Origin of the sequence: Vibrio mediterranei, assembly GCF_013364395.1 — a bacterium.
GTDB classification, from domain to species: Bacteria; Pseudomonadota; Gammaproteobacteria; order Enterobacterales; family Vibrionaceae; genus Vibrio; species Vibrio mediterranei.
Window position 1 is genome coordinate 662,031 of record NZ_JABXGK010000001.1, and the last position, 23,564, is coordinate 685,594.

At 45.0% G+C, this 23,564-nt stretch carries 19 protein-coding genes; 12 read left to right on the forward strand and 7 right to left on the reverse strand.

Annotated features, from left to right (window positions below; translation table 11 throughout):
* Positions 1 to 193 precede the first annotated feature (193 nt).
* Entirely contained in the window at positions 194 to 1,642 is a 1,449-nt protein-coding gene (gene thiI / locus HOP38_RS03235) for a tRNA uracil 4-sulfurtransferase ThiI (protein WP_065311685.1), read from the forward strand.
* Positions 1,643 to 1,734: 92 nt separating this feature from the next.
* On the opposite strand, the gene HOP38_RS03240 is transcribed toward thiI, so the two are convergent.
* The gene (locus tag HOP38_RS03240; protein ID WP_124941224.1) at positions 1,735 to 2,502 is read right to left on the reverse strand and encodes a DUF1853 family protein; all 768 of its coding nucleotides are present in this window, start codon (positions 2,500 to 2,502) and stop codon (positions 1,735 to 1,737) included.
* 84 nt (positions 2,503 to 2,586) lie between these two features.
* Between HOP38_RS03240 and HOP38_RS03245 the strand changes: the two genes are divergently transcribed.
* Positions 2,587 to 3,345: a Nif3-like dinuclear metal center hexameric protein gene (locus tag HOP38_RS03245; RefSeq protein WP_198557416.1), complete on the forward strand. Its 759-nt coding sequence runs from the start codon at positions 2,587 to 2,589 to the stop codon at positions 3,343 to 3,345.
* Positions 3,346 to 3,420: 75 nt separating this feature from the next.
* Here HOP38_RS03245 and HOP38_RS03250 read toward each other — a convergent pair whose 3' ends face one another.
* On the reverse strand, positions 3,421 to 4,710 hold the full coding sequence (locus HOP38_RS03250; protein WP_006074261.1) for a citrate synthase: 1,290 nt from the start codon (positions 4,708 to 4,710) through the stop codon (positions 3,421 to 3,423).
* A gap of 395 nt (positions 4,711 to 5,105) precedes the next feature.
* Between HOP38_RS03250 and sdhC the strand changes: the two genes are divergently transcribed.
* The 8 genes from sdhC (at position 5,106) to sucD (ending at position 14,700) form a co-directional block, all read left to right on the forward strand.
* Positions 5,106 to 5,498, forward strand: a complete 393-nt coding sequence (gene sdhC, locus HOP38_RS03255) for a succinate dehydrogenase cytochrome b556 subunit (RefSeq protein ID WP_038222929.1) — start codon at positions 5,106 to 5,108, stop codon at positions 5,496 to 5,498.
* A complete protein-coding gene (gene sdhD / locus HOP38_RS03260) occupies positions 5,492 to 5,839 on the forward strand; it encodes a succinate dehydrogenase, hydrophobic membrane anchor protein (protein ID WP_006074263.1) in 348 nt (115 codons plus the stop codon). The genes sdhC and sdhD overlap by 7 nt, the downstream gene beginning before the upstream one ends.
* A complete protein-coding gene (sdhA, locus tag HOP38_RS03265) occupies positions 5,840 to 7,606 on the forward strand; it encodes a succinate dehydrogenase flavoprotein subunit (protein ID WP_038225391.1) in 1,767 nt (588 codons plus the stop codon).
* 15 nt (positions 7,607 to 7,621) lie between these two features.
* A complete protein-coding gene (locus HOP38_RS03270) occupies positions 7,622 to 8,332 on the forward strand; it encodes a succinate dehydrogenase iron-sulfur subunit (protein ID WP_006074265.1) in 711 nt (236 codons plus the stop codon).
* 102 nt (positions 8,333 to 8,434) lie between these two features.
* A complete protein-coding gene (sucA, locus tag HOP38_RS03275; RefSeq protein ID WP_124940707.1) occupies positions 8,435 to 11,245 on the forward strand; it encodes a 2-oxoglutarate dehydrogenase E1 component in 2,811 nt (936 codons plus the stop codon).
* 28 nt (positions 11,246 to 11,273) lie between these two features.
* A complete protein-coding gene (odhB, locus tag HOP38_RS03280) occupies positions 11,274 to 12,479 on the forward strand; it encodes a 2-oxoglutarate dehydrogenase complex dihydrolipoyllysine-residue succinyltransferase (protein ID WP_198557417.1) in 1,206 nt (401 codons plus the stop codon).
* A 182-nt stretch (positions 12,480 to 12,661) separates the two neighbouring features.
* On the forward strand, positions 12,662 to 13,828 hold the full coding sequence (gene sucC, locus HOP38_RS03285) for an ADP-forming succinate--CoA ligase subunit beta (protein ID WP_038225388.1): 1,167 nt from the start codon (positions 12,662 to 12,664) through the stop codon (positions 13,826 to 13,828).
* A complete protein-coding gene (gene sucD / locus HOP38_RS03290; RefSeq protein WP_006074269.1) occupies positions 13,828 to 14,700 on the forward strand; it encodes a succinate--CoA ligase subunit alpha in 873 nt (290 codons plus the stop codon). The genes sucC and sucD overlap by 1 nt, the downstream gene beginning before the upstream one ends.
* A 78-nt stretch (positions 14,701 to 14,778) precedes the next feature.
* Here sucD and znuB read toward each other — a convergent pair whose 3' ends face one another.
* Both znuB and znuC read right to left on the reverse strand, forming a co-directional pair.
* On the reverse strand, positions 14,779 to 15,564 hold the full coding sequence (gene znuB, locus HOP38_RS03295; RefSeq protein ID WP_088876795.1) for a zinc ABC transporter permease subunit ZnuB: 786 nt from the start codon (positions 15,562 to 15,564) through the stop codon (positions 14,779 to 14,781).
* A complete protein-coding gene (gene znuC, locus HOP38_RS03300; RefSeq protein WP_006074271.1) occupies positions 15,561 to 16,343 on the reverse strand; it encodes a zinc ABC transporter ATP-binding protein ZnuC in 783 nt (260 codons plus the stop codon). Before znuC ends, znuB begins: the two co-directional genes overlap by 4 nt.
* 81 nt (positions 16,344 to 16,424) lie before the next feature.
* Here znuC and znuA point away from each other — a divergent pair, with 81 nt between their 5' ends.
* Positions 16,425 to 17,312, forward strand: coding sequence for a zinc ABC transporter substrate-binding protein ZnuA (znuA, locus tag HOP38_RS03305; protein WP_198557418.1), 888 nt, complete (start codon positions 16,425 to 16,427; stop codon positions 17,310 to 17,312).
* A 300-nt stretch (positions 17,313 to 17,612) separates the two neighbouring features.
* A complete protein-coding gene (locus tag HOP38_RS03310; protein WP_198557419.1) occupies positions 17,613 to 20,963 on the forward strand; it encodes an AraC family transcriptional regulator in 3,351 nt (1,116 codons plus the stop codon).
* Here the strand turns inward: HOP38_RS03310 and HOP38_RS03315 are convergent.
* The 3 genes from HOP38_RS03315 to HOP38_RS03325 are packed head-to-tail and all read right to left on the reverse strand — an operon-like array spanning position 20,960 to position 23,321.
* The gene (locus HOP38_RS03315) at positions 20,960 to 21,901 is read right to left on the reverse strand and encodes a 5-oxoprolinase subunit C family protein (protein ID WP_198557420.1); all 942 of its coding nucleotides are present in this window, start codon (positions 21,899 to 21,901) and stop codon (positions 20,960 to 20,962) included. The two genes, HOP38_RS03310 and HOP38_RS03315, sit on opposite strands and share 4 nt — an antisense overlap.
* A complete protein-coding gene (gene pxpB, locus HOP38_RS03320) occupies positions 21,886 to 22,584 on the reverse strand; it encodes a 5-oxoprolinase subunit PxpB (protein ID WP_198557421.1) in 699 nt (232 codons plus the stop codon). The genes HOP38_RS03315 and pxpB overlap by 16 nt, the downstream gene beginning before the upstream one ends.
* Positions 22,581 to 23,321, reverse strand: a complete 741-nt coding sequence (locus tag HOP38_RS03325; protein ID WP_198557422.1) for a 5-oxoprolinase subunit PxpA — start codon at positions 23,319 to 23,321, stop codon at positions 22,581 to 22,583. Before HOP38_RS03325 ends, pxpB begins: the two co-directional genes overlap by 4 nt.
* Positions 23,322 to 23,564: the final 243 nt, after the last annotated feature.

The following is a 23,564-nucleotide window of genomic DNA, read 5'->3' on the forward strand; positions in this document are numbered from 1 at the left end:
TTATTGTGCTGAACGCTACAATTGCAACACTCGCATCTTAACTACGTAGAGTATATACTTGCGCCCCAAATAGACGAATGCCCGCTCTAGTCTCAAACTTGGCACGATGAGTTGGGTGAGTTTGTACTACAGTTGATATTTGTTACCTATACTGTCGTGCTCAGACAGCATTGCAACGAGATGTGAAAAGACTATGAGATTTATCGTAAAGCCCCATCCAGAGATTTTTGTAAAAAGCGATTCAGTGCGTAAGCGCTTTACAAGAATCTTAGAGTGCAACCTGCGAATTATTATCCAGCGCCGTACGGAATCTGTAGCGGTATATAACCGTCGTGACCACATTGAAGTGAATGCTAGCTCTGATGAATACTACAACGAGGTGTTGGAGATCCTAACTCACACCCCGGGTATCCATCATGTTCTTGAGGTTCAGCAATCTGATTTTGAAGATATGCACGATATCTACGAGCAGGTGTTGGAACTAAACGGCAGCCGTATCGAAAACAAAACTTTTGTTGTTCGAGCTAAGCGACGCGGCAAACACGACTTCACCTCAATCGAGCTTGAGCGCTATGTTGGCGGTGGCTTGAACCAAGCTGTCGAAAGTGCTCGTGTGAAACTGTCTAAGCCTGACGTAACAGTAAACATCGAAGTTGCGAACGATAAACTGAATCAAATCATCGCTCGCCATAAAGGGCTTGGTGGTTTCCCTCTTGGAACACAAGAAGATGTGCTGAGCTTGATTTCAGGCGGCTTTGATTCTGGAGTGTCGAGCTATCTGCATATTAAACGCGGTTCTAAAACGCATTACTGTTTCTTCAACTTAGGCGGCCCTGCTCACGAGATTGGCGTTAAGCAAGTTGCGCATTACTTGTGGAACAAGTATGGCTCTTCTGCGAAAGTGAAATTCATCTCGGTGGACTTTGAACCGGTTGTTGCTGAAATTCTTGAAAAAGTAGAAGACGGCCAAATGGGCGTTATTCTTAAGCGTATGTTTATGCGTGCTGGTGGAATGCTTGCTGAAAAGTTTGGCATTGAAGCCTTGGTAACGGGTGAAGCACTCGGCCAAGTATCAAGCCAAACGCTGACTAATTTACGTCATATAGATGGTGTCACTGACACATTAATTCTTCGCCCTCTAATCAACTGGGATAAAGAAGACATTATCGACCTTGCACGTGAAATTGGTACTGAAGATTTCGCTAAGACCATGCCTGAGTACTGCGGTGTGATTTCTCGTAAGCCAACCGTGAAGGCTGTGAAAACTAAGTTAGAAGCTGAAGAAGAGAAATTCGACTTTGGGATTCTTGAGCAAGTCGTGCGTGATGCGCGAATGATGGACATTCGTGATATCGAAAAAGAAAGTCAGGAGCAAGCGCCTGAAGTTGAGCAAGTTCAAGCAGTTGAAGAGCACGCTATCGTTTTGGATATTCGTAGTGCAGAGGAAGAGGAAGAGAGTCCGTTGGAACTCGATGGCGTTGAAGTTCAACACCTTCCATTCTTTAAGTTAGGAACCAAGTTTGGTGACTTAGACCAGTCGAAAACATATCTGCTGTACTGTGATCGCGGCGTAATGAGTCGTCTTCAAGCCTTGTATTTGCAAGAACAAGGTTTTAACAATGTGAAGGTGTATCGCCCTTAGGGATCGTCTTTAAAGCGATAGACAAATCACAAGGTAAAAATGGGCGCTTTATTAGGGCCCATTTTTTATGCCCGTTATTTATGGCTTTAAAGTTACATACTACTCTGCGGCCAGTCATCGGGAACAATAAACCAAAACTGACCAGTTTCAGACTGACAATGGATAAAGTGTTGTGGCAGTTCAGTCACTGGCACTTTGTTTTCGTTGTTGAATCCCGTAGCCCAAAGAGGTTTGGATAGTTGGTACAAAGGCTCCGTAACCCTTTCAAACTGACTTTGATAACACCAAAAGCCAGTGACTCGCTCCGGATTGATCTTCAAACCTAGGCAGTATTCTGGAACTGTAGTCTTTTCAAATGGGTTGACGTAAAGTCTGCCTTGCATCAGTAGGTGCTGAGAAATGTCATCAATGTTCGGATACAAAGCTTGAAACGCTTCTGTACGAGTCATCATAAGTTGGTGCTCAAGCATGCGATGCAATTTCTTATCCAGGCGATCTTTGGCATTTGGTCCATACCAATAGCCGTCCTTGAGTAGATAGAACTTTATTGCCACTTCCCAATGCTCAATTTGCTCAGTGGCAAGGTTATCCAAAATAAAGTCGATAGCACCAATAGTTCGGTTATTTTGCTGCAACTGTAATTCTTCGACTATAACTTGATACTCATGACTGGCTTCAAACTGTCGACGACACAGTTCCTGATACAAAAAACCGAGTCTAGGGTTGCCGTCATAGTCTCTGTGAATCGTAACTTCTGAATCCATATTGACGCAGGGGAAGTAAGGCGAGATTCTGTGGTCATTCATCATTAGACTAGGACTAGTCCTTATCCAAGATAAGAATTCCTTTATAATATTCATGCTCATGTGTTTGCGTTTTCCTTTCGACAATCCTAGATTAAATTGCTATAACCACGGAAATCAAGAAATTGCTCTGGAAGTGCTATGAATAACTTACAACTCGAAGCGGTGCTCAATGAAAAGTTGTCTCCTCAATTGATTAAAGACTATTGTCCAAATGGACTACAAGTTGAAGGCGCTAGTGAAATAAAAAAGGTAGTGACAGGTGTAACGGCCTCGCAAGCACTGATCGATTATGCGGTATCTGTTAACGCGGATGCTCTATTGGTTCATCATGGTTATTTCTGGAAAGGCGAACCTGAAGCCATTCGTGGTATGAAAGGAAAACGTATTCGCACCCTTATCAAAAATGATGTTAATTTGTATGGTTACCATCTACCTCTGGATATACACCCTGAACTTGGCAACAATGCGAGATTAGCTGAATTACTCGACATTGAAGTGATTGATGGACTAGAAGGGCACCCTCAGTCTGTAGCTATGTTTGGTAAACTGGCTCAACCGATGACTGGTGAAGCCTTTGCTCAGAAAATTGCTCAGGTTCTCTCTAGAGAACCGCTTCACATTGCACCTGAACAAGCGGAGAAAATGATTGAAACGGTAGGTTGGTGCACCGGTGGTGGTCAGGACTATATTGAACTTGCTGCATCTAAAGGGCTCGATGCATTTATCTCAGGTGAGATCTCTGAGCGCACAACCTACACAGCCCGTGAATTGAACATCCACTATTTTGCGGCGGGCCACCATGCAACTGAAAGATATGGTATTAAGGCTCTGGGTGAGTGGCTAGCATCAGCGCATGGCCTTGATGTCGAGTTTATCGACATTGATAATCCAGTTTAGACTTTCTTCTAATAAAAAAGAGCAGCGTAAGCTGCTCTTTTGTTTTCAGATGTTGTGTCTGATTGATGTGCTCTGTTATTCACGCTCGTGAAGCGGTTTGAAATCACGCATTTCTTCACCAGTATAAAGCTGGCGAGGACGACCGATACGGTTGCCTGGATCGCTGTGCATTTCGTTCCAATGAGCAATCCAACCCACAGTACGAGACATCGCGAAGATAACCGTAAACATAGAAACAGGGATACCAATCGCTTTAAGGATAATACCTGAGTAGAAGTCTACGTTTGGATACAGTTTCTTCTCAACGAAGTACTCATCTGAAAGTGCTATACGCTCAAGCTCCATTGCCACGTCGAGTAGTGGATCTTTGATGTTTAGCTCTTTCAGTACTTCGTGACACGCTTCGCGCATTACTGTTGCACGTGGATCGTAGTTTTTATAAACACGGTGTCCAAAGCCCATTAGGCGGAATGGGTCGTCTTTATCTTTCGCGCGCTCGATGAATTCAGGGATCTGATCAACAGAGCCGATTTCTTCAAGCATACGCAAACATGCTTCGTTGGCACCACCGTGAGCAGGGCCCCATAGTGATGCAATACCAGCTGCAATACACGCAAATGGGTTAGCACCCGATGAACCAGCAAGACGTACTGTAGAAGTCGAAGCGTTTTGCTCGTGGTCTGCGTGCAGAGTGAAGATTTTATCCATCGCACGTGCAACGATAGGGTTCACTTCATACTCTTCACATGGATTAGCAAACATCATGTGTAGGAAGTTTTCCGCATACGTTAGATCGTTACGAGGATAGATGAATGGTTGACCGATTGAGTACTTGTAACACATAGCTGCAAGTGTCGGCATCTTAGAAATCAAACGATAAGCCGCGATTTCACGGTGAGTATCATTATTAATATCTAAAGAATCGTGATAGAAGGCTGCAAGAGCACCTACAACTCCGCACATAACCGCCATTGGGTGAGCATCGCGACGGAAACCGTGGAAGAAACTCGCGATTTGTTCGTGAACCATGGTGTGGCGTGTAACGATTTGTTTGAAACTCTCATATTCTTCTCGTGTAGGGGCTTCACCAACAAGAAGGATATAGCAAACTTCAAGGTAGTCTGCATTGTTAGCTAACTGATCGATTGGGAAGCCACGGTGCAGTAGCACACCTTTGCCGCCGTCGATATAAGTGATTTGAGATTCACAGGATGCAGTGGCAAGAAAACCTGGGTCAAAAGTAAAGTAACCATTGGCTCCAAGTTTACGAACGTCGACTACTTGTGGTCCGATAGAACCATCCATAATCGGCAGCTCGATTGGCGCTTGACCTTCAATATGAAGGGTCGCTTTCTTATCTGCCATAACAATCTCCTTTGTTTATTATTTAATCCGTCCAGGATGTTTGTGTGCCAATTTTTTACTTCGCTTCGCAGTTAAAGTCAATTTTTAAACGGTGATGTGTGCACTTGTTATGATTTTTTATAGAAAAATGGTTAAAAATCTGTTCTGTGTAGCATATTTTGTTACACCAATTGTATTAGAATGTTGCCAACCGTATAGTTGCGGTGAAATTGTTGGTCAAATCCTTATAAATTCTAGGGTACAAACCGAGGTGAGGTCGATTTGGATCTTAGTCTGTTAACATTATTGTTACAATTATCTCTCTTGTAACACGAATTTATTGTTAACTTTATGTTAACTTTTGAGGCTTACGGACCAAAATTTATTCATAACAATAAATGGCTCAATGGAGCTGAGTGAGCAAGCCCGTGAAAGAAAGAAAGTCCAGACCTGTTAATTTAGATTTGCAGACAATTCGCTTTCCGATCACAGCAATCGCTTCCATCCTGCACCGTGTGTCGGGTGTGATTACGTTTGTGTCGATCGGTATACTTCTTTGGTTACTATCCAAATCACTCTCTTCTCCGATTGGTTTCGCAGAAGCTGCTGACATCGTCGATGGTTTCTTCGTGAAATTTATCCTTTGGGGAATTTTGACGGCATTGGCGTACCACATTGTTGGTGGTGTGCGTCATTTGATTATGGACCTAGGCTATTTTGAGGAGCTCGAGTCGGGCACCAAAAGTGCTAAGGTTGCCTTCATCGTGACAGGTGTTCTGTCACTGCTGGCTGGAGTATTGGTATGGTAAACAACGTCTCAACATTTGGTCGTAATGGCGTACACGATTTCTTATTGATTCGTGCTACCGCTATCATTATGACGCTTTATACGATTTATCTCGTGAGCTTCTGCGCTTTTGCAGGAGACATTTCCTACGTATCGTGGACCAATTTCTTTGGTGGTACTTTCACTAAAGTCTTCACTATGTTGGCGCTAGCTTCAGTGCTTATTCATGCGTGGATTGGTCTATGGCAAGTTCTTACAGACTACATCAAATGTGCCAAGCTTCGTGGTGCACTGCAACTGACTTTCATCGCAGTGCTTCTTGGTTATTTCTTCTCTGGTTTCTTTATTCTGTGGGGTGCGTAAGTGTCTATTCCAGTTCGTGAGTTCGATGCCGTAGTAATCGGCGCTGGTGGTGCGGGCATGCGTGCCGCACTACAAATTTCAGAGCAAGGCCTATCATGTGCATTGCTATCCAAAGTATTTCCTACTCGTTCACATACAGTATCCGCTCAGGGTGGTATCACAGTAGCGCTAGGAAACTCTCATAAAGACAACTGGCAGTGGCATATGTATGACACTGTTAAAGGTTCTGACTACATTGGTGACCAAAACGCTATCGAGTATATGTGTAAGAATGGTCCTAAGTCTGTTATCGAACTAGAAAAAATGGGTCTACCGTTTTCTCGTTTTGAAGATGGCTCGATCTACCAACGTCCATTTGGTGGTCAGTCTAAAGAGTTTGGTGGCGAGCAGGCAGCACGTACTGCAGCTGCAGCTGACCGTACTGGTCATGCTTTGCTTCATACGCTTTATCAGCAAAACATTAAGCACAAGACCACAATTTTCTCAGAGTGGTATGCACTTGACCTAGTGAAAAACCAAGACGGTGCGATTCTTGGTTGTACTGCGTTATGCATGGAAACTGGTGAGATTTGTTACTTCAAGTCCAAAGCAACCATTCTAGCGACAGGCGGTGCAGGTCGAATCTACGCTTCTACTACTAATGCTCACATCAACACTGGTGATGGTGTCGGTATGGCGTTACGTGCAGGCGTTCCTATGCAAGACATGGAAATGTGGCAGTTCCACCCAACTGGTATCGCTGGCGCTGGTGTACTAGTAACAGAAGGTTGTCGTGGTGAAGGTGGCTATCTTCTTAATAAAGATGGCGAACGCTTCATGGAACGTTATGCACCAAATGCAAAAGACCTTGCTGGTCGTGATGTAGTTGCTCGTTCAATGATGATTGAAATTCGTGAAGGTCGCGGCTGCGATGGTCCATGGGGTCCACATATTAAACTGAAATTGGATCACCTAGGCAAAGACGTACTTGAGTCGCGCCTTCCAGGTATTTGTGAACTTTCTCGAACGTTTGCACACGTTGATCCAGTTAAAGAGCCAATCCCTGTTATTCCAACGTGTCACTACATGATGGGTGGTGTACCAACGCAAGTTTCTGGTCAAGCTATTAAACAAGATGCTTCTGGAAACGACCTTGAAGTACAAGGCCTATTTGCTTGTGGTGAAATTGCTTCTGTATCGGTTCATGGCGCTAACCGTCTTGGTGGTAACTCACTGCTTGACCTTGTGGTATTTGGTCGTGCGACTGGTCTTCACCTTGGTGAAACTCTGGCCGCGCAAACAGAAGCTCGTCCAGCGACGGAATCAGACATTGAAGAGTCACTGGCACGTACTATGCGCTGGGAAAACAGCACTTCAGGTGAAGATCCTGTTCAAATTCGTAAAGATCTACAAACTTGTATGCAAAACAGCTTCTCGGTATTCCGTGAAGGTGATGCAATGGCAACAGGTCTAGAAGAGCTAAAAGTGATTCGTGAGCGCCTACAAAACGCACACCTTGCAGATAAGTCTTCAGAATTTAATACCCAACGTGTTGAGTGTTTAGAGCTTGATAACTTGATGGAAACGGCATTCTCTACAGCGGTTGCGGCGAACTATCGTACAGAAAGCCGCGGAGCACACGCTCGTTTTGACTATCCAGACCGTGATGACGAGCAATGGCTATGTCACTCTATCTACAACCCGGAAACTGAACAGATGACGAAACGTGATGTCAACATGACACCAGTTCATCGTGAAGCTTTCCCACCGAAAGCACGTACGTACTAGAGGGAGGACCAGACTATGAAACTTAATTTCTCTCTATACCGTTACAATCCGGATGTAGACAATAAGCCTTACATGAAGGCATACACGCTTGAAGTCGATGAAGGCTCTGACATGATGGTGTTAGATGCTCTGATTCTTCTGAAAGAGCAAGACCCAACGCTATCATTCCGTCGTTCTTGTCGTGAAGGTGTTTGTGGCTCTGATGGCCTAAACATGAATGGCAAAAATGGCCTGGCTTGTATCACGCCACTGTCAGCTCTGGAAGGGAACGAGATCGTAATTCGACCACTTCCTGGATTACCTGTAGTTCGTGACTTGATTGTCGACATGACTCAGTTTTATGATAACTACGCGAAAGTTAAGCCGTTTCTTATTTCGGATGGCAATTTGCCACCTTCGCGTGAAAATCTGCAAATGCCAGAAGAGCGAGCGCATTTGGATGGATTGTATGAGTGCATTATGTGTGCATGTTGTACGACATCTTGCCCGTCATTCTGGTGGAATCCAGATAAATTCATCGGACCAGCAGGTCTACTTGCCGCGTACCGTTGGTTAATTGACAGCCGCGATACAGCAACAGATGAACGCTTATCAAATCTTGACGATGCATTTAGCGTTTTCCGTTGTCATGGCATCATGAACTGTGTCAGTGTATGTCCTAAAGGATTAAACCCGACAAAAGCAATTGGCCACATCAAGTCAATGCTTGTGAATCGTTCGGTGTAACAAATAATAAAATTGCCGGCTCGACCTTTTGGAAGAGCCGGCTTCTAATAGCTCGGCGTAGACCGAAGCATACGTGAAAACTACTACTGGTTAAGGGAAAATATGCACAATGGTGTGATGAAGGCATGGCTCGAGTCTTCACACTTGGCAGGCGCCAATGCAACGTACGTAGAAGACCTCTACGAACTGTATCTAAGTGATCCCGATCAGGTAAGTGAGGAGTGGAGACGTGTTTTTGAAGGGTTGCCTGTGCAACCTGACGATGTGGTTGAACAACCGCATTCACGTGTCCGTGATTACTTCCGACGACTCGCTCAAGAAACAAAGCATTCAAGTGTTCAAGTAAGTGACCCCGAGGTCGATGCTAAACAAGTAAAAGTACTGCAGCTAATCAACGCTTACCGCTTCCGCGGTCACCAAGCTGCTAACCTAGATCCGCTGGGTTTATGGAAACGTCCGATTGTTGAAGAGCTGGAACCTGCTTTCCACTCTCTTACTGAAGACGATTTAGATGAGACATTTAATGTTGGCTCTTTTGCTATTGGGCAAGAAAGCATGACATTACGTGATCTTCATAAGGCGCTGCAAAAAACCTATTGTGGCTCCGTTGGTGCAGAATACATGCACATGACCAACACCGCACAAAAACGTTGGATCCAGCAGCGTTTAGAATCAGTAGTCGGTCAACCCTCCTTTGATATTGAACATAAACACACTTTCCTTGAAGAACTGACTGCTGCGGAAGGGCTTGAGCGCTATTTAGGTGCCAAATTCCCAGGTGCAAAGCGTTTCTCTCTAGAAGGTGGCGACGCCCTTATTCCAATGACTAAAGAACTTATCCGCCATGCTGGTAGCAAGGGGATGCGTGAAGTTGTGATTGGTATGGCGCACCGTGGTCGTTTGAACATGCTGGTCAACGTCTTGGGTAAGAAACCACAAGATTTGTTTGATGAGTTTGCGGGTAAGCATGACGAAACATGGGGTACTGGTGATGTTAAGTACCACCAAGGTTTCTCTGCTGACTTTGCAACGCCTGGTGGAGATGTGCATTTAGCTCTAGCATTTAACCCATCTCACCTTGAGATCGTTAACCCAGTAGTTATTGGTTCTGTGCGTGCTCGTCAAGATCGCTTAGGCGACAAAGATGGTCGTTCGGTACTGCCGATTACCATCCACGGTGACTCTGCAATCGCGGGTCAAGGTGTGGTTGCTGAAACGTTCAACATGTCTCAAGCACGAGGCTTCCGAGTCGGTGGTACGGTTCGCATTGTTGTGAATAACCAAGTCGGCTTTACTACTTCAAACCCACATGACATGCGTTCTACGATGTACTGTACTGACATCTCTAAGATGGTACAGGCACCGATATTCCATGTTAATGCTGATGATCCTGAAGCCGTTGCATTTGTTACTCAAATCGCATTGGACTTCAGAAATGAATTTGCTAAAGATGTGGTCATTGACTTAGTTTGCTATCGTCGCCACGGCCATAACGAAGCAGATGAACCAAATGCTACTCAGCCATTGATGTACCAAAAAATCAAGAAGCACCCAACTCCACGTAAGTTGTATGCCGATGTGCTAATCGAGCGTGAAGAGAGTGATATTGAAACTGCGACTCAAATGATCAATGAATATCGTGATGCACTGGATCGAGGCGAAGTGGTATGTAAAGAATGGCGTCCTATGGCTCTGCACTCAGTAGACTGGTCTCCATATATGGACCGAGAATGGGACGAAGAATGGGCGAGTGAAGTTAAGACAGAGCGTCTTATTGAGCTTGGCCAACGTCTTGGACAGTATCCAGATAGCCATAAACTGCAAAGTCGAGTCAATAAACTCTACAACGATCGCGCTGCTATGATGAGCGGTGAGAAAATGATCGATTGGGGTATGGCTGAAACGCTCGCGTACGCTACGCTTCTGGATGATGGAAAACGTATTCGTATTTCTGGTCAAGACTCAGGCCGAGGAACCTTCTTCCACAGACATTCGGTTCTGCATAATCAAGATGATGCAAGTACCTATATTCCTCTAGCTAACCTGCACGACAAACAGGGACCTTTCCAAGTCTTTGACTCCGTACTGTCTGAAGAAGCGGTACTGGCATTTGAATACGGTTATGCTACTGCGGAACCAAGCGGCCTAACTATTTGGGAGGCGCAGTTTGGTGATTTCGCTAACGGTGCACAAGTTGTCATCGATCAGTTCATATCTTCTGGTGAACAAAAGTGGGGGCGTTTGTGTGGCCTGACTATGCTATTGCCACACGGTTATGAAGGCCAAGGCCCAGAACACTCTTCGGCAAGACTGGAGCGCTACTTACAGCTTTGTGCTGAACAAAACATGCAAGTGGTAATCCCATCTACGCCAGCCCAGGTGTATCACATGATTCGTCGTCAAGTGGTTCGCCCGATGCGTAGACCGCTTATCGTTATGTCGCCAAAATCGCTACTAAGACATCCACTGTGTACTTCAACTATTGAAGAGCTTGCACAAGGTACGTTTGAACCTGCGATCGGGGAAATTGACGATATTGCTCCAGAGAACGTGAAACGTGTCGTTTTCTGTTCAGGTAAAGTTTACTTTGACTTACTTGAGCAGCGTCGTAACAACGACCAAGATGACGTTGCTATCGTTCGTATTGAGCAGTTGTATCCATTCCCAATGGATGACGTTAGAGCGAAGATTGCTGCTTATACCAATGCGAAAGATTTTGTGTGGTGTCAAGAAGAGCCTCAAAACCAAGGCGCTTGGTATTCGAGCCAACATAACTTCCGTGCGGCAATCCCTGTAGGAGCAGAACTGAGCTATGCTGGCCGACCAGCATCAGCGTCTCCGGCAGTAGGTTATATGTCAGTACACTTAAAACAACAGAAAGCGTTAATTTCAGACGCGTTGACTCTAGATTAAGAACTAGAAGTAAAAGGAAGACACAGATATGACAATTGAAATTCTGGTTCCAGACTTACCTGAATCAGTTGCAGACGCGACAGTCGCAACTTGGCATAAAAAACCAGGCGAAGCGGTAGCGCGTGATGAAGTTATCGTTGATATCGAAACCGATAAAGTAGTTCTAGAAGTACCGGCTCCTGATGCGGGTGTTCTAGAGGAAATTATTGAAGAAGAAGGTGCAACGGTACTTTCTAAACAACTAATCGCTAAGCTTAAGCCAGGTGCTGTCGCAGGTGAACCAACTAGCGACACGACTGACTCTACAGAAGCTTCTCCAGATAAGCGCCATAAAGCCTCACTAACAGAAGAGTCTAATGATGCATTGAGCCCAGCGGTTCGCCGCTTATTGGCCGAGAATGATTTGACGGCAAATGATGTGACAGGCACTGGTGTTGGTGGTCGTATCACACGTGAAGATATTGAAGCGCACCTAGCGGCGGCGAAAGCAGCACCTAAAGCGGAAGATGAAGTAGCTGTGGCTCCTGTGCTTGCTCGTAGCCAGAAGCGTGTTCCGATGACGCGCCTACGTAAGCGTGTTGCTGAGCGTTTGCTGGAAGCGAAGAACAGTACGGCGATGTTGACAACATTTAACGAAGTGAACATGAAACCTATCATGGACCTTCGTAAGCAGTACAAAGACCAATTCGAAGAGCGTCATGGTACACGTTTAGGTTTCATGTCTTTCTATGTGAAAGCAGTAACGGAAGCATTGAAGCGTTACCCTGAAGTAAACGCGTCGATTGATGGCGATGATATTGTGTATCACAACTACTTCGACATCAGCATGGCCGTCTCCACTCCTCGTGGCTTGGTTACGCCGGTACTTAAAGATTGCGACACTTTAGGTTTTGCTGACATCGAGAAAGGTATCAAAGAGCTAGCGATTAAAGGTCGTGACGGTAAGCTAACTGTTGAAGAGTTGACAGGCGGTAACTTTACTATCACAAACGGCGGTGTCTTTGGTTCTCTTATGTCTACGCCGATCATCAACCCTCCTCAGGCTGCTATTTTGGGTATGCACAAAATCCAAGATCGCCCAATGGCGGTGGACGGCAAAGTAGAAATTTTGCCGATGATGTACCTAGCTCTGTCTTATGATCACCGTTTAATCGATGGTCGTGAATCCGTAGGCTTCTTGGTAACCATCAAGGAACTACTGGAAGATCCAGCACGCTTGCTACTTGATGTGTAATTAAGCGTTGTTTTTATTTTGGACGTATGGACGTCTAAAATAAAAGGAGCTAGACTTGCTCACGTCTAGCTCCTTAGTAAGCCCTTAAGGCGACTCTAACGAGTACTCCTACAGACGTATAACCGATACCGGTTTTATGGAAATAAAAAATCCCTCAGGGATATAACAAATGGAATCGCACAATGAATTTGCATGAATATCAAGCCAAACAGCTGTTTGCAGAATTCGGATTGCCTGTACCAGAAGGCTACGCATGTGACACCCCACAAGAAGCGTTCGAAGCCGCTGGTCGTATCAGTACTGAAAAGAAAGTAGTCAAATGTCAGGTTCACGCTGGTGGCCGCGGTAAAGCGGGCGGCGTTGAACTTCACGATACCAAAGACGGTGTTAAAGAGTTTGCTCAAAAGTGGCTAGGCAAAAACCTAGTGACTTACCAAACAGACGCCAATGGTCAGCCAGTTACAAAAATCCTAGTAGAAGAAGCATCAAATATTGCTAACGAGCTGTACCTTGGTGCAGTCGTTGATCGCGCTTCTCGTCGTATCGTTTTCATGGCATCAACAGAAGGTGGTGTGGAAATTGAGAAGGTAGCAGAAGAGACACCTGAGCTGATTCATAAAGCAGCGATTGATCCATTGGTTGGCCCTCAAGCTTACCAAGGCCGCGAGCTTGCATTTAAGCTGGGCCTTGAAGGCGACCAAATCAAACAATTTGTGAAGATCTTTATGGGTCTTGGCAACATGTTTGCACAGTACGATCTTGCTCTGCTGGAAATCAACCCTCTTGTTATTACTGGCGAAGGCAACCTACTGTGCCTAGACGGTAAGATCAATATCGATTCAAATGCGCTTTACCGCCAACCTAAGCTTCGTGAAATGCACGATCCTTCACAAGAAGACGAGCGCGAAGCACATGCCGCACAGTGGGAGCTAAACTACGTTGCTCTTGATGGAAGCATTGGTTGTATGGTTAACGGTGCAGGCCTAGCGATGGGTACTATGGACATCGTAAACCTTCATGGCGGTCAACCTGCAAACTTCCTAGATGTTGGTGGCGGCGCGACAAAAGAGCGTGTTACAGAAGCATTCAAAATCATCCTATCTGACAGCAATGTAAAAGCTGTATTGGTAAATATCTTCGGCGGTATTGTACGTTGTGATCTAATTGCAGACGGTATCATCGGTGCGGTTGAAGAAGTAGGTGTTGAAGTCCCTGTTGTTGTTCGACTTGAAGGTAACAATGCGCCTCTAGGTTCGAAGAAACTGGCAGAAAGTGGTCTTAATATCATTGCTGCAAACTCGCTAACAGAAGCAGCGGAAAAAGTAGTTGCTGCAGCGGAGGGCAAATAATGTCTGTACTAATTAATAAAGATACAAAAGTTATCTGCCAAGGTTTCACTGGTGGTCAAGGTACGTTCCACTCAGAGCAAGCGATTGAATACGGCACACAGATGGTTGGTGGTGTATCTCCTGGTAAAGGTGGTCAAACTCACTTAGGTCTGCCTGTATTTAACACTGTGCGTGAAGCTGTTGAAGAAACGGGTGCAACGGCATCTGTGATCTACGTTCCTGCACCATTCTGTAAAGACGCGATCCTTGAAGCTATCGATGCGGGTATTAAGCTTATCGTGACTATTACAGAAGGCATTCCGACACTTGACCTTCTTGATGTAAAAGTACGTCTCGATGAAGCTGGTGTGGTCATGATTGGTCCAAACTGCCCAGGTGTTATCACTCCTGATGAGTGCAAAATTGGTATCATGCCTGGTCACATCCACAAGAAAGGCAAAGTGGGTATCGTTTCTCGTTCAGGAACACTGACGTATGAAGCGGTAAAACAGACGACTGATGAAGGCTTTGGTCAGTCTACTTGTGTCGGTATCGGTGGTGACCCAATCCCTGGTTCTAACTTTATCGACATTCTTAAGTTGTTTGAACAAGATCCAGAGACTGAAGCGATCGTAATGATCGGTGAAATTGGTGGTACGGCAGAAGAAGAAGCGGCGGCGTTTATTAAAGATAACGTCACGAAGCCAGTAGTGTCTTACATTGCAGGTGTTACAGCTCCTCCAGGTAAACGTATGGGCCATGCTGGTGCGATTATCTCTGGTGGTAAAGGTACCGCTGAAGACAAGTTTGCAGCATTAGAAGCTGCAGGCGTTAAAACGGTTAAGAGCCTAGCCGATATCGGTAAAGGTCTGCGTGAAATTACTGGTTGGTAATTCGACGTATAAAAAAAGCCCCTGCCTTGAAAGAGGCAGGGGCTTTTTTGTGCAAGAGCTTATATTGTAATCTACAGATTAGGCTCTCGATGGAACCAACTGCGCCAACAAGAAAAAACTCGCGGCACTGATGACCACCGATGGGCCTGCCGGCGTGTCATAAAACCAAGATAAACTCAGACCACAAAATACTGAGATGATGCCAATAAATGAGGCGGTGATTGCCATCTGCTCTGGTGTTACGGTAAATTTTCTCGCTGTCGCAGCGGGTATGATCAATAGTGACGTCATGATTAACGCGCCAACGAACTTCATACCTATTGCGATAACTAAACCCACCATCAACATAATGATAAGACGCATTAGGTCGACATTGACACCTTCTACTGCGGCCAGATCTTCGTTGACTGTGGTAGAGAGCAGTGGTCGCCAAAAGACAAACAGCAAGGCGCCTATGACCGCCACACCAGCATAGATATACATTAAATCAGTTGGTGATACTGCGAGCAAATCACCAAACAAATAACTCATTAAGTCTACTCGAATGTTATCCAAGAAGCTGACGGCAACCAAACCTAACGATAATGCACTGTGCGCGAGAATACCGAGCAGTGTGTCAGTGGCGACCAGTCGTTGTTTTTGCAAGGTTACTAAGATGATAGCTAATGCCATGCAACAGACCGTCAGAGCTAAATACAGATTGATATCTAGTAGGAAACCCAATGCGAGCCCCATAAGTGAAGCATGGGCCAGTGTATCGCCAAAATAGGCCATGCGACGCCATACTACAAATGAACCAAGAGGCCCAGCAATTAAAGCAATACCTATACCTGCGAAAATAGAAGGTAGTAAGAACTCAATCATGATGTATGTCCGTGGTTGTGGTGAGCACATTGTGAAGCGTTACCCTTTACAGGCTCACCGGATAAATCATGATGATGGTGGGTGTGCTGATGTTGATAAAAAGCCAGTGTCTCTTTAGTAGCACTACCAAACAGAGCGATATACGATGGGTGTTGCGTAATGGTTTGCGGGCTGCCTTGGCAGCAAATATGGTGATGCAAACAGATAACGTCGTCGGACTTTGCCATAACGAGATGTAAGTCATGAGAGACCATAAAAACCGCACAGCCAAAACGGTGACGCAATGTATCTATGAGTTCATACAGGTCAATCTGACCCTGAACATCGACGCCTTGCGCTGGCTCATCTAAAACGAGCAAGTCAGGTCTTTGTAATAGAGCGCGAGCTAGTAAGACACGTTGATTCTCACCGCCGGACAATTGATGCATATTGCTTTTCATTAAGTGCTCTGCACCAACAAGTTTGAGTGCATCTTGTCTTTCTTGCGCGCTGTATTTTCCGGCAAGTGCAAGAAAGCGTTCCACGTTAAGTGGAAGGGTGTCATTTAATTTAAGTTTCTGAGGGACGTAACCAATTCTAAGCTTTTTGGCACGGGTTATGTTTCCCTGAAAGCGAGTTTGCAAGCCAAGTAACACTTTGACTAGTGTGGACTTACCGGCACCGTTTGGGCCAATAAGCGTTAAAATTTGGCCTTTATTTATCGTGAGGTTTATGTCGTCCAAAACCTTACGTTTACTGAACTCAACGGTTACACCGCTCAGCTTTATCAGTTCAGTCATGAATAGAACTCATTTGCAATTGCTTATTGTTATAATGTAACATTTCGAATCATCACACGCTAGTAGACAATTAGAGGGCACATGTACCGTTACATTCCGATCTTGGCACTTACTACACTGCTTCCATTTAAATCGCAAGCATTTGAAGTACTTAATAGTATAAAACCGTTCGAGATGATTTCCCATGAACTGATTCTGGATGACCAAACGGCTTCTTCGTTGTTAAGCGCAAGCGCCTCACCTCATGATTATGCCCTAAAGCCCTCTGATGTGAAAAAACTACAAAGTAGTGAACTGGTCATTTGGTTTGGTAGCGACCTAGAGAGTTTTCTTGAGAAGTCTCTTGAGGGGAAAAATAACGTGCTGGAAATTCAAACTGTTCCTGGCTTAGCGTTGAGAGAATATGGCGATGAAGATGGTCATGATCACGGTCATGAAGGACACAACCACGGTAGCTACGACCCTCACGTATGGTTAGGACCTGCACAGTCGCGACAGGTCGCAAAAGCTATTACTGCGAAATTGATAGAGCTCGATCCTAAAAACGAAGCGGGTTATTTGGCAAAGCTCAAAGCATTTGAGGCTAACTTAGATGCAACGGAACAGAAGATTCAGCAGCAGCTCAAACCGATTCAGTCGGAAGGGTATTATGTTTTCCACGATGCTTATGGCTATTTCGAAAGTTACTTCGACTTGAACAATCTAGGTCACTTTACGGTGAGCCCAGAACGCAAGCCTGGAGCAAAAACACTGATCTCGATTAAAACCACGCTTCGCGAGCAAAATGTGAAGTGCGTTTTTGCTGAACCGCAATATACACCTGCCGTGATTCAATCAGTTACTAGGGGCACCAATACTTCCATTGGAACTCTAGACCCACTGGGGACCGATATTGAAGTGGCAGATGGGAGCTATTTTACTTTTCTTGAGTCAATCTCGACCAATATCGTTGATTGCATGACGCAATAATTGATCTGTGCCAGATTAATCCTACTTGATACTTGAGGTGTTGGTCGTTTTCTGAATTTTGCTGATGACGACCATCACCTTTAGCGTGATCCAACAATCATTTATATGAGTGAAGTCACACAATTACTTTCCCTGACTAAGTAAATCTATTAAATTATCGATAATTATCGACGCAAATTAACTAGGTTTATTTTGACCCATTGCTTTCATTACTCGTCTACGAATGTCTTACCGCTACCTTATAAAAGCGGTGGAAGCAGGGGTTTTTCATCTTACTTGTTTTGCTTTATAGCAAAACTATTGAGCTTAGCTGCGCTGGCGATTTATTCCATCACTACATTTGCCGTCGAATTACCGCCAATATTCTACCCACTCACTCTGCAAACCGAAGGAAAGTTTCTTGCTGCGAAACAGCTTTTCCCTGGAGAAGAGGGCGGGTTATGGTCTATTGATGTGCATGATAAAGTTCGATTTTTCGATGGTTCTCGTTTTGTTGAGCTCAATGGTGCGTCCTTCAATAGTCGTACCGTTACATTTGCAGATGGCCGGTTTTGGTATGCCAGAGGTAATCAGCTATTGACTCGTTACCCGCTGGGTAAAGAGCAAGTTGCATATCAAGTAGAAATCACTGGTAGCATAAAACGTATTGGTCATAGTGGACCGCGAGTTTGGTTTGCCGATCAAAAACACCTTTACGTTCAGGATATAAATTCACAGAACTTTTCTCAAATCGACCTAGCTATCTTTGAACGGTTCTACAGCGGTTCAAATATTGATATACGTGCCGTTTTGAAAGTTGATGGGACTTGGTTTTTAGGGACAAATGTAGGTGTGTTTAAGTGGCAAGATCAAGCCTTGAGTCAACTCAAGACTAGCCATAGAGGCATGGTTACCGAATTATTCTATTCGTCCTCAACACGCCAGCTTTTGATAGGGTATAGTACAGGCGTGGAGCAGTTTTCCTTGGTAAACCAAGAGTCACACTACTATTTACTGAATCGCGCCCATGTACTGACACTCCAAGAATCTACTCAATACTTCTGGGTTGGAACGGAGCATGGTTTGTTCCTAATTGATAAAGCAACCTATCGCGCCGAACGTGTAGAACACAACATTAATGACAAGTTCAGCTTATCTGGTGAAAAGATATATTCGCTAGTATCAGACAAAATGGATGGGATGTGGATCGCCACCGATAATGGCATGCGCTATTTCTCAGAATATGGTGATCTATTTCGTCGTTTTACGGTGTCGTTAGAAGATGAACTACAGCGCGTAGAGGCGAAATTGGAAGTCGTAGCAAACCCATTGGTAGGCTACTGGGTTATTACGCCATCTGCACTCTACTCAATAGATCGCAAGGGAATCTCAACACTGGTATTTTGGGGGCGTGTTTCATCACTGACCCAACAAGACAAACAATTATGGTTAGCGACTGATAGAGGACTGTTGCAACTCGATCTCGCCAAATATCGTGTCACGGCTATTCGACAAGAGATTGATAGCATACCAACACACGTTGATCACTTGGCGATAGGGTCGGGCAACAGCCTGTGGCTGAGTGATGGACTAAGGTTGATGAGCGTAAACACAGTGACTAAAAAAGTCACAGACTTTGGTGATGATTGGGTGGTGAGCAAGCACTTACCTGCAAAGATCACTGAAATCGAAGTTGTTAATCCAGAACTCACCGTTGTTGGGACGGACCACGGACTGTATCTGATTGAAAATGGCAAAAGTCACTTTATTAAGCAGAGTGAACCCTTTGGCAGCGTTATCGAAATATCCTCCTCTGATGAGCAGATTTGGGTGGCGAGTGGCTATGGAGCCTTTTCGTTATCACTACCTAGTCGAGCCTTTAGGACCCTTCCTCTATTTCACGACAACATTCGTCCAGTATGTATTACGCAAGCGGATGAGCGTGTTTGGCTCGTAACATCAGCGGGGATTTCTGCCTATTCGACCTCAGGAGATATCACGAAACATTTTAGTGCGCCTTATGGGCTAATCAATAATGAGTTTATCAATGGCAGTTGTAGTTACAGTCAAAAAAGTGATGAAGTGATAGTAGGTTCACGCTACGGCATTGTCGAGTTCAGTTCGAATGCACTACTTGATGCACAGCTGCCTTTGCCGGAAGTACTAGTGTCGAAGGTATCGATCAATAACCAACCCATTCACCTTGGTGGTGTAGCAGGATTAACACCTAAAGTGGAGTTTGGTGATTCAATTGCTTTGCAGTTAGGTTTATGGCCTTTTGCGCAAGGGAATAACTTGGTCTATCGAATCGGTGATTCTAATTGGCAGCAATTGCAAGGACAGCAGTTAAATATTGATAAGCCAAAGCCGGGCAAGCAGCATATCGAAATTGCAATATCAGGCGAGCAAGATAGTCCGAGGACCAAAGTGTTCGAGTTCTATGTACTCACACCTTGGTATATGACCGGGTGGTTTTATACCCTTCTTGGTATAAGTTTTGTTTGTGCAACGGCGATGTTTATCTACTGGCGTTCACGTCGAATACAAGCAATGAATACCGTGCTAAAAACACAAGTCGCGTTGAAGACGGAACAATTGCAACATCAAAGTCGAGTTCTGGTGGGGAATAATCAACAACTTAGAAAGGCATTTAATATACGTCACCAAGTGCTTCGAGAACTCACTGAGCAGGCGATCAGTCACTCTAAACAGTTTAAGCTAGAAAATTCCAGTTTCTCTCACAAAAGCAGTGAAGCGAGTGAAAGTCTAAAAAGTGTGCGTGCTGTGTTTGAGGATAGCAATCAAAAGCCAATGTTATGCTCGGTGACGCGGATCCTAAAGTTCACGCTGGCGGCGTGGCAGAAAGAGTTAGACAGCTATGGCATCAATGTTGAGCTGGTTAATCACGCCAGTCGCGATATTGTGTTAGTAGATAGTTGTGACTTAGACATCATATTTAATTCGATACTTGCTAACGCAATGAGACGTTTGGTTCGTGGGCAAGTCATACGTATTACTCTGGATGATGACCAAGCGAAGCTGAGCGTTTGCTTTGAAGATAGTGGTTTACCACTCCCTAACTTTAGCGAAAGTAATGCAACTCAATTGGATACGATGGCCGTTAATCAGTTGGATTTCAGTCCAAGTAGTCTTCCTTTCCATATACATCACTCTGGTGGCGAGTTGAAACCTGTAGAGCGAAACGGTCGAAATCGAATTACCATGCGCTGGACTCTGTCAGGTGAGCAGTCAACTACGGGACCGGCAGAGGAGAAGGCTCGCTCTTTACTGAATCCAGAGACGGAAACCTCATCGGTTGAAGTAAAAACCGACAAGTATGAAAGTTGGAAACGCCAAGTGACTCAGTTGGTGTCAGTACACTTCAATGACCCTGATTTTAGTACCGCTACGGCGTCTAAATCTTTGTTTATCTCCGAGCGCAGTTTTCAGCGTCGTTTTAAATCACTTTTTGGTGCGACATTTACCGACTATCTAACGGATGTGAGAATGGAAAAAGCGTGTGAGATGTTGTTACAAGGAGAAAAAGTGGCTGACGTGGCGTTTGCTTGTGGTTTCAACGATCCGTCATATTTCTCGCAACGCTTCAAACTCTATTTCGGTTTGCCGCCCTCGAAGTTTGCTGCCATGGATATAGAAGAAACGAGCGATTAGAGTTCAAAGTACTGATAAAAGGCTCGTTGCTTATGACGTTCGACTTCAAGGTTAGTCAGGTGGAACTCAATGTGGTCGCCAGGTCTTAACTGTGCAAGCCTCGCCAAGTCTCTGAAAGCGACGGTGCCAAGATTTTTGTAGCCACCTAACGTTTGTCTATCTTGCAGTAGTATAATTGGCATCCCGTCTGGCGGGAGTTGAACAGCTCCGCAAACAATACCTTCTGAGATCATCGAACCAACAGCAGGTAAAGCCGTACTGGTTGATCCGTTTTCGTTTTCGAGTCTGATACCCATGCGATTGCTATTGGCTGAAATTCGATATTGCGATGTCAGTATTTCATTGGTCACCTGCGATGATAATTGATGGTATTGAAAAGTGGGGATGAGCCTGAGTCGATAACTGGATGCATAACGTGGAATTGCCGAATTTGGCATCTTGATGGGGTTGGTATGAGCTTTATCCGTAGTGGTCAATATATCTCCCATAGCGAGTGGTTTTCCTTCTCCTAGTCCTCCTATTTGGTTTCTTTCAACCGTTGCGACGCTATGCAGAAAAGAAGGAATTTGGAAATTTCCTTTGACCGAGAAATACGTTCTTAGTCCTTTTCTGGGCGTGGATAGGTGTAGTTCTTCGCCATCATGCAAGCGAAAGGCTTGCCACTGAGGCAAGGCAATACCGCGAGTAGCGTTAATTGCGCGACAATCAGCTCCGGTAAGAACAGCGTCGATATCGCCGACTGCACGCAGCTTTATCCGCCCAAGCAGTATTTCGATGCTGGCGTTGGTAGACGGGTTACCTAACAGTTTTTGGCCCCAGCAATGGGCGTGTAGATCACTGACTCCACCCGGACTTAACCCAAATTGCGCGCAATGGTGGCGTCCAAGATCTTGAATAGTTGCATGATGTCCTTGATTGAGCACTACCAATTTGGGCATATCTTGCCTCCAAGACTTATGAACTCTTGCTTGTCTATTGCTTCGAATCGAACGTTATTTCCCACCTTCAACTTGCTGTCTTGTGGCTGCTGAGGGTTATAAAGTTCAATAGGACAATTACCGATGATTTGCCATCCGCCAGGCGTATCTTGAGGATAAACCGCCGTTTGATTATTAGCGATACCGATACTTCCTTTTGGAACAAAGTGTCGCGGTGTGACCAGTCTGGGAACTTGGATGGCTTCTGACACCTGAGCTAGAAAAGCAAACCCTGGAGCGAAGCCGATAGCGCAAACGGTATAAAGTGTCTGGCTGTGTATTTCAATAATACGCTCAATTGCAAGAGATAAGTCACGAGACATGCTGTCTAATTCTGGGCCTACCTCTGGGGCGTAGTAGGCGGGTAAAACCGTAATTGATGACGTTGTGGACAGACTGGTTTCGATTACCTTAATGTCTGTGATGAACTGTCGAAGCTGCTGCTCATCCACTCTCAAAGGATGATATTCCACCAATAAGCTGGTGTAGGAAGGGGTGAGGTTGAGTATACCTTCCCCAAACTGTTGCTCTATCCGGTCACAGAACTGACCAATAGCATTTGGTAAAGAGAGTTCAATTTCATCGCCAAAGTACACCATAAGTGCTGACTCAGATACCGCAATGATGCGTAAGTTGGTATTCATGATAAGACCTGAGCGTCAATAAGTGAGCGGATTGCTTTGGCGACTCGAATTGACGCCTCATTATCTCCATGCACACAGAGTGTCTCGGCATCTAACTTCAACGTCTTATTGTCAATGGTTTGTACAGAATGTTGTGAGATTAGGGATGAGGCTTGCCCAAGAATATCGGTTTCAGAGTGAAGCACTGCTCCTTCTAGATTTCGCGGTGCCAGTAAGCCTGAGGTTTGGTAGCGTCTATCAACAAACGCTTCGAATATTAATGATGCTCCACATTGACTCGCCATTTCGGAGTGGGTCATGGCACGATTTGTTGCCAATAGCATAAGAGGTAAATTCAAAGAGGCTGACACCGTCAACATACACTTCAAAATATCATCGGACTGCATCATATCGTTATATAACGCGCCGTGTGGCTTAAAATAACTTACATGACTGCCTTGATATTCTGTCAGTGCTTTAAGAGCGCCAATCTGATAAATCACGGAGTGAATGAGGGCATTTCGTGTCATTGGTATCGAGCGCCGCCCAAATCCCTCTTTATCGGCATACCCAGGATGGGCACCAATTGTAACCTGATGTGTGACACAGAGTTCGATAGTCTCAATCATGTTGTCAGGATCAGAGGCATGAAAGCCACAGGCAATGTTAGCCATATCTAGCAGTGGGATTAAGGAGGCATCTTGTCCCATTTGCCAAGGGCCGAAACTTTCACCAACATCTCCGTTAAGTTTAAACATAGTGTCCAATTCCATTTGACCATCTATTACTGAGTATGGGGAATAGGTTAATTGTTTACAAATCAGAAAAGTAGACGTGAGAAGGAAGTTTGAGAGACGAGTAAGAAAAAAAATTCGCGGCATAGCCGGGGGACCATACCGCGGGTGCCAATGACACCTTCGCTTGCTGCCGGAGTGATGCGGTTACCCACATCACCTCTGGAATTTCGATTAACAGGAGCAGGTTTGCTCTGTTGGGATTTA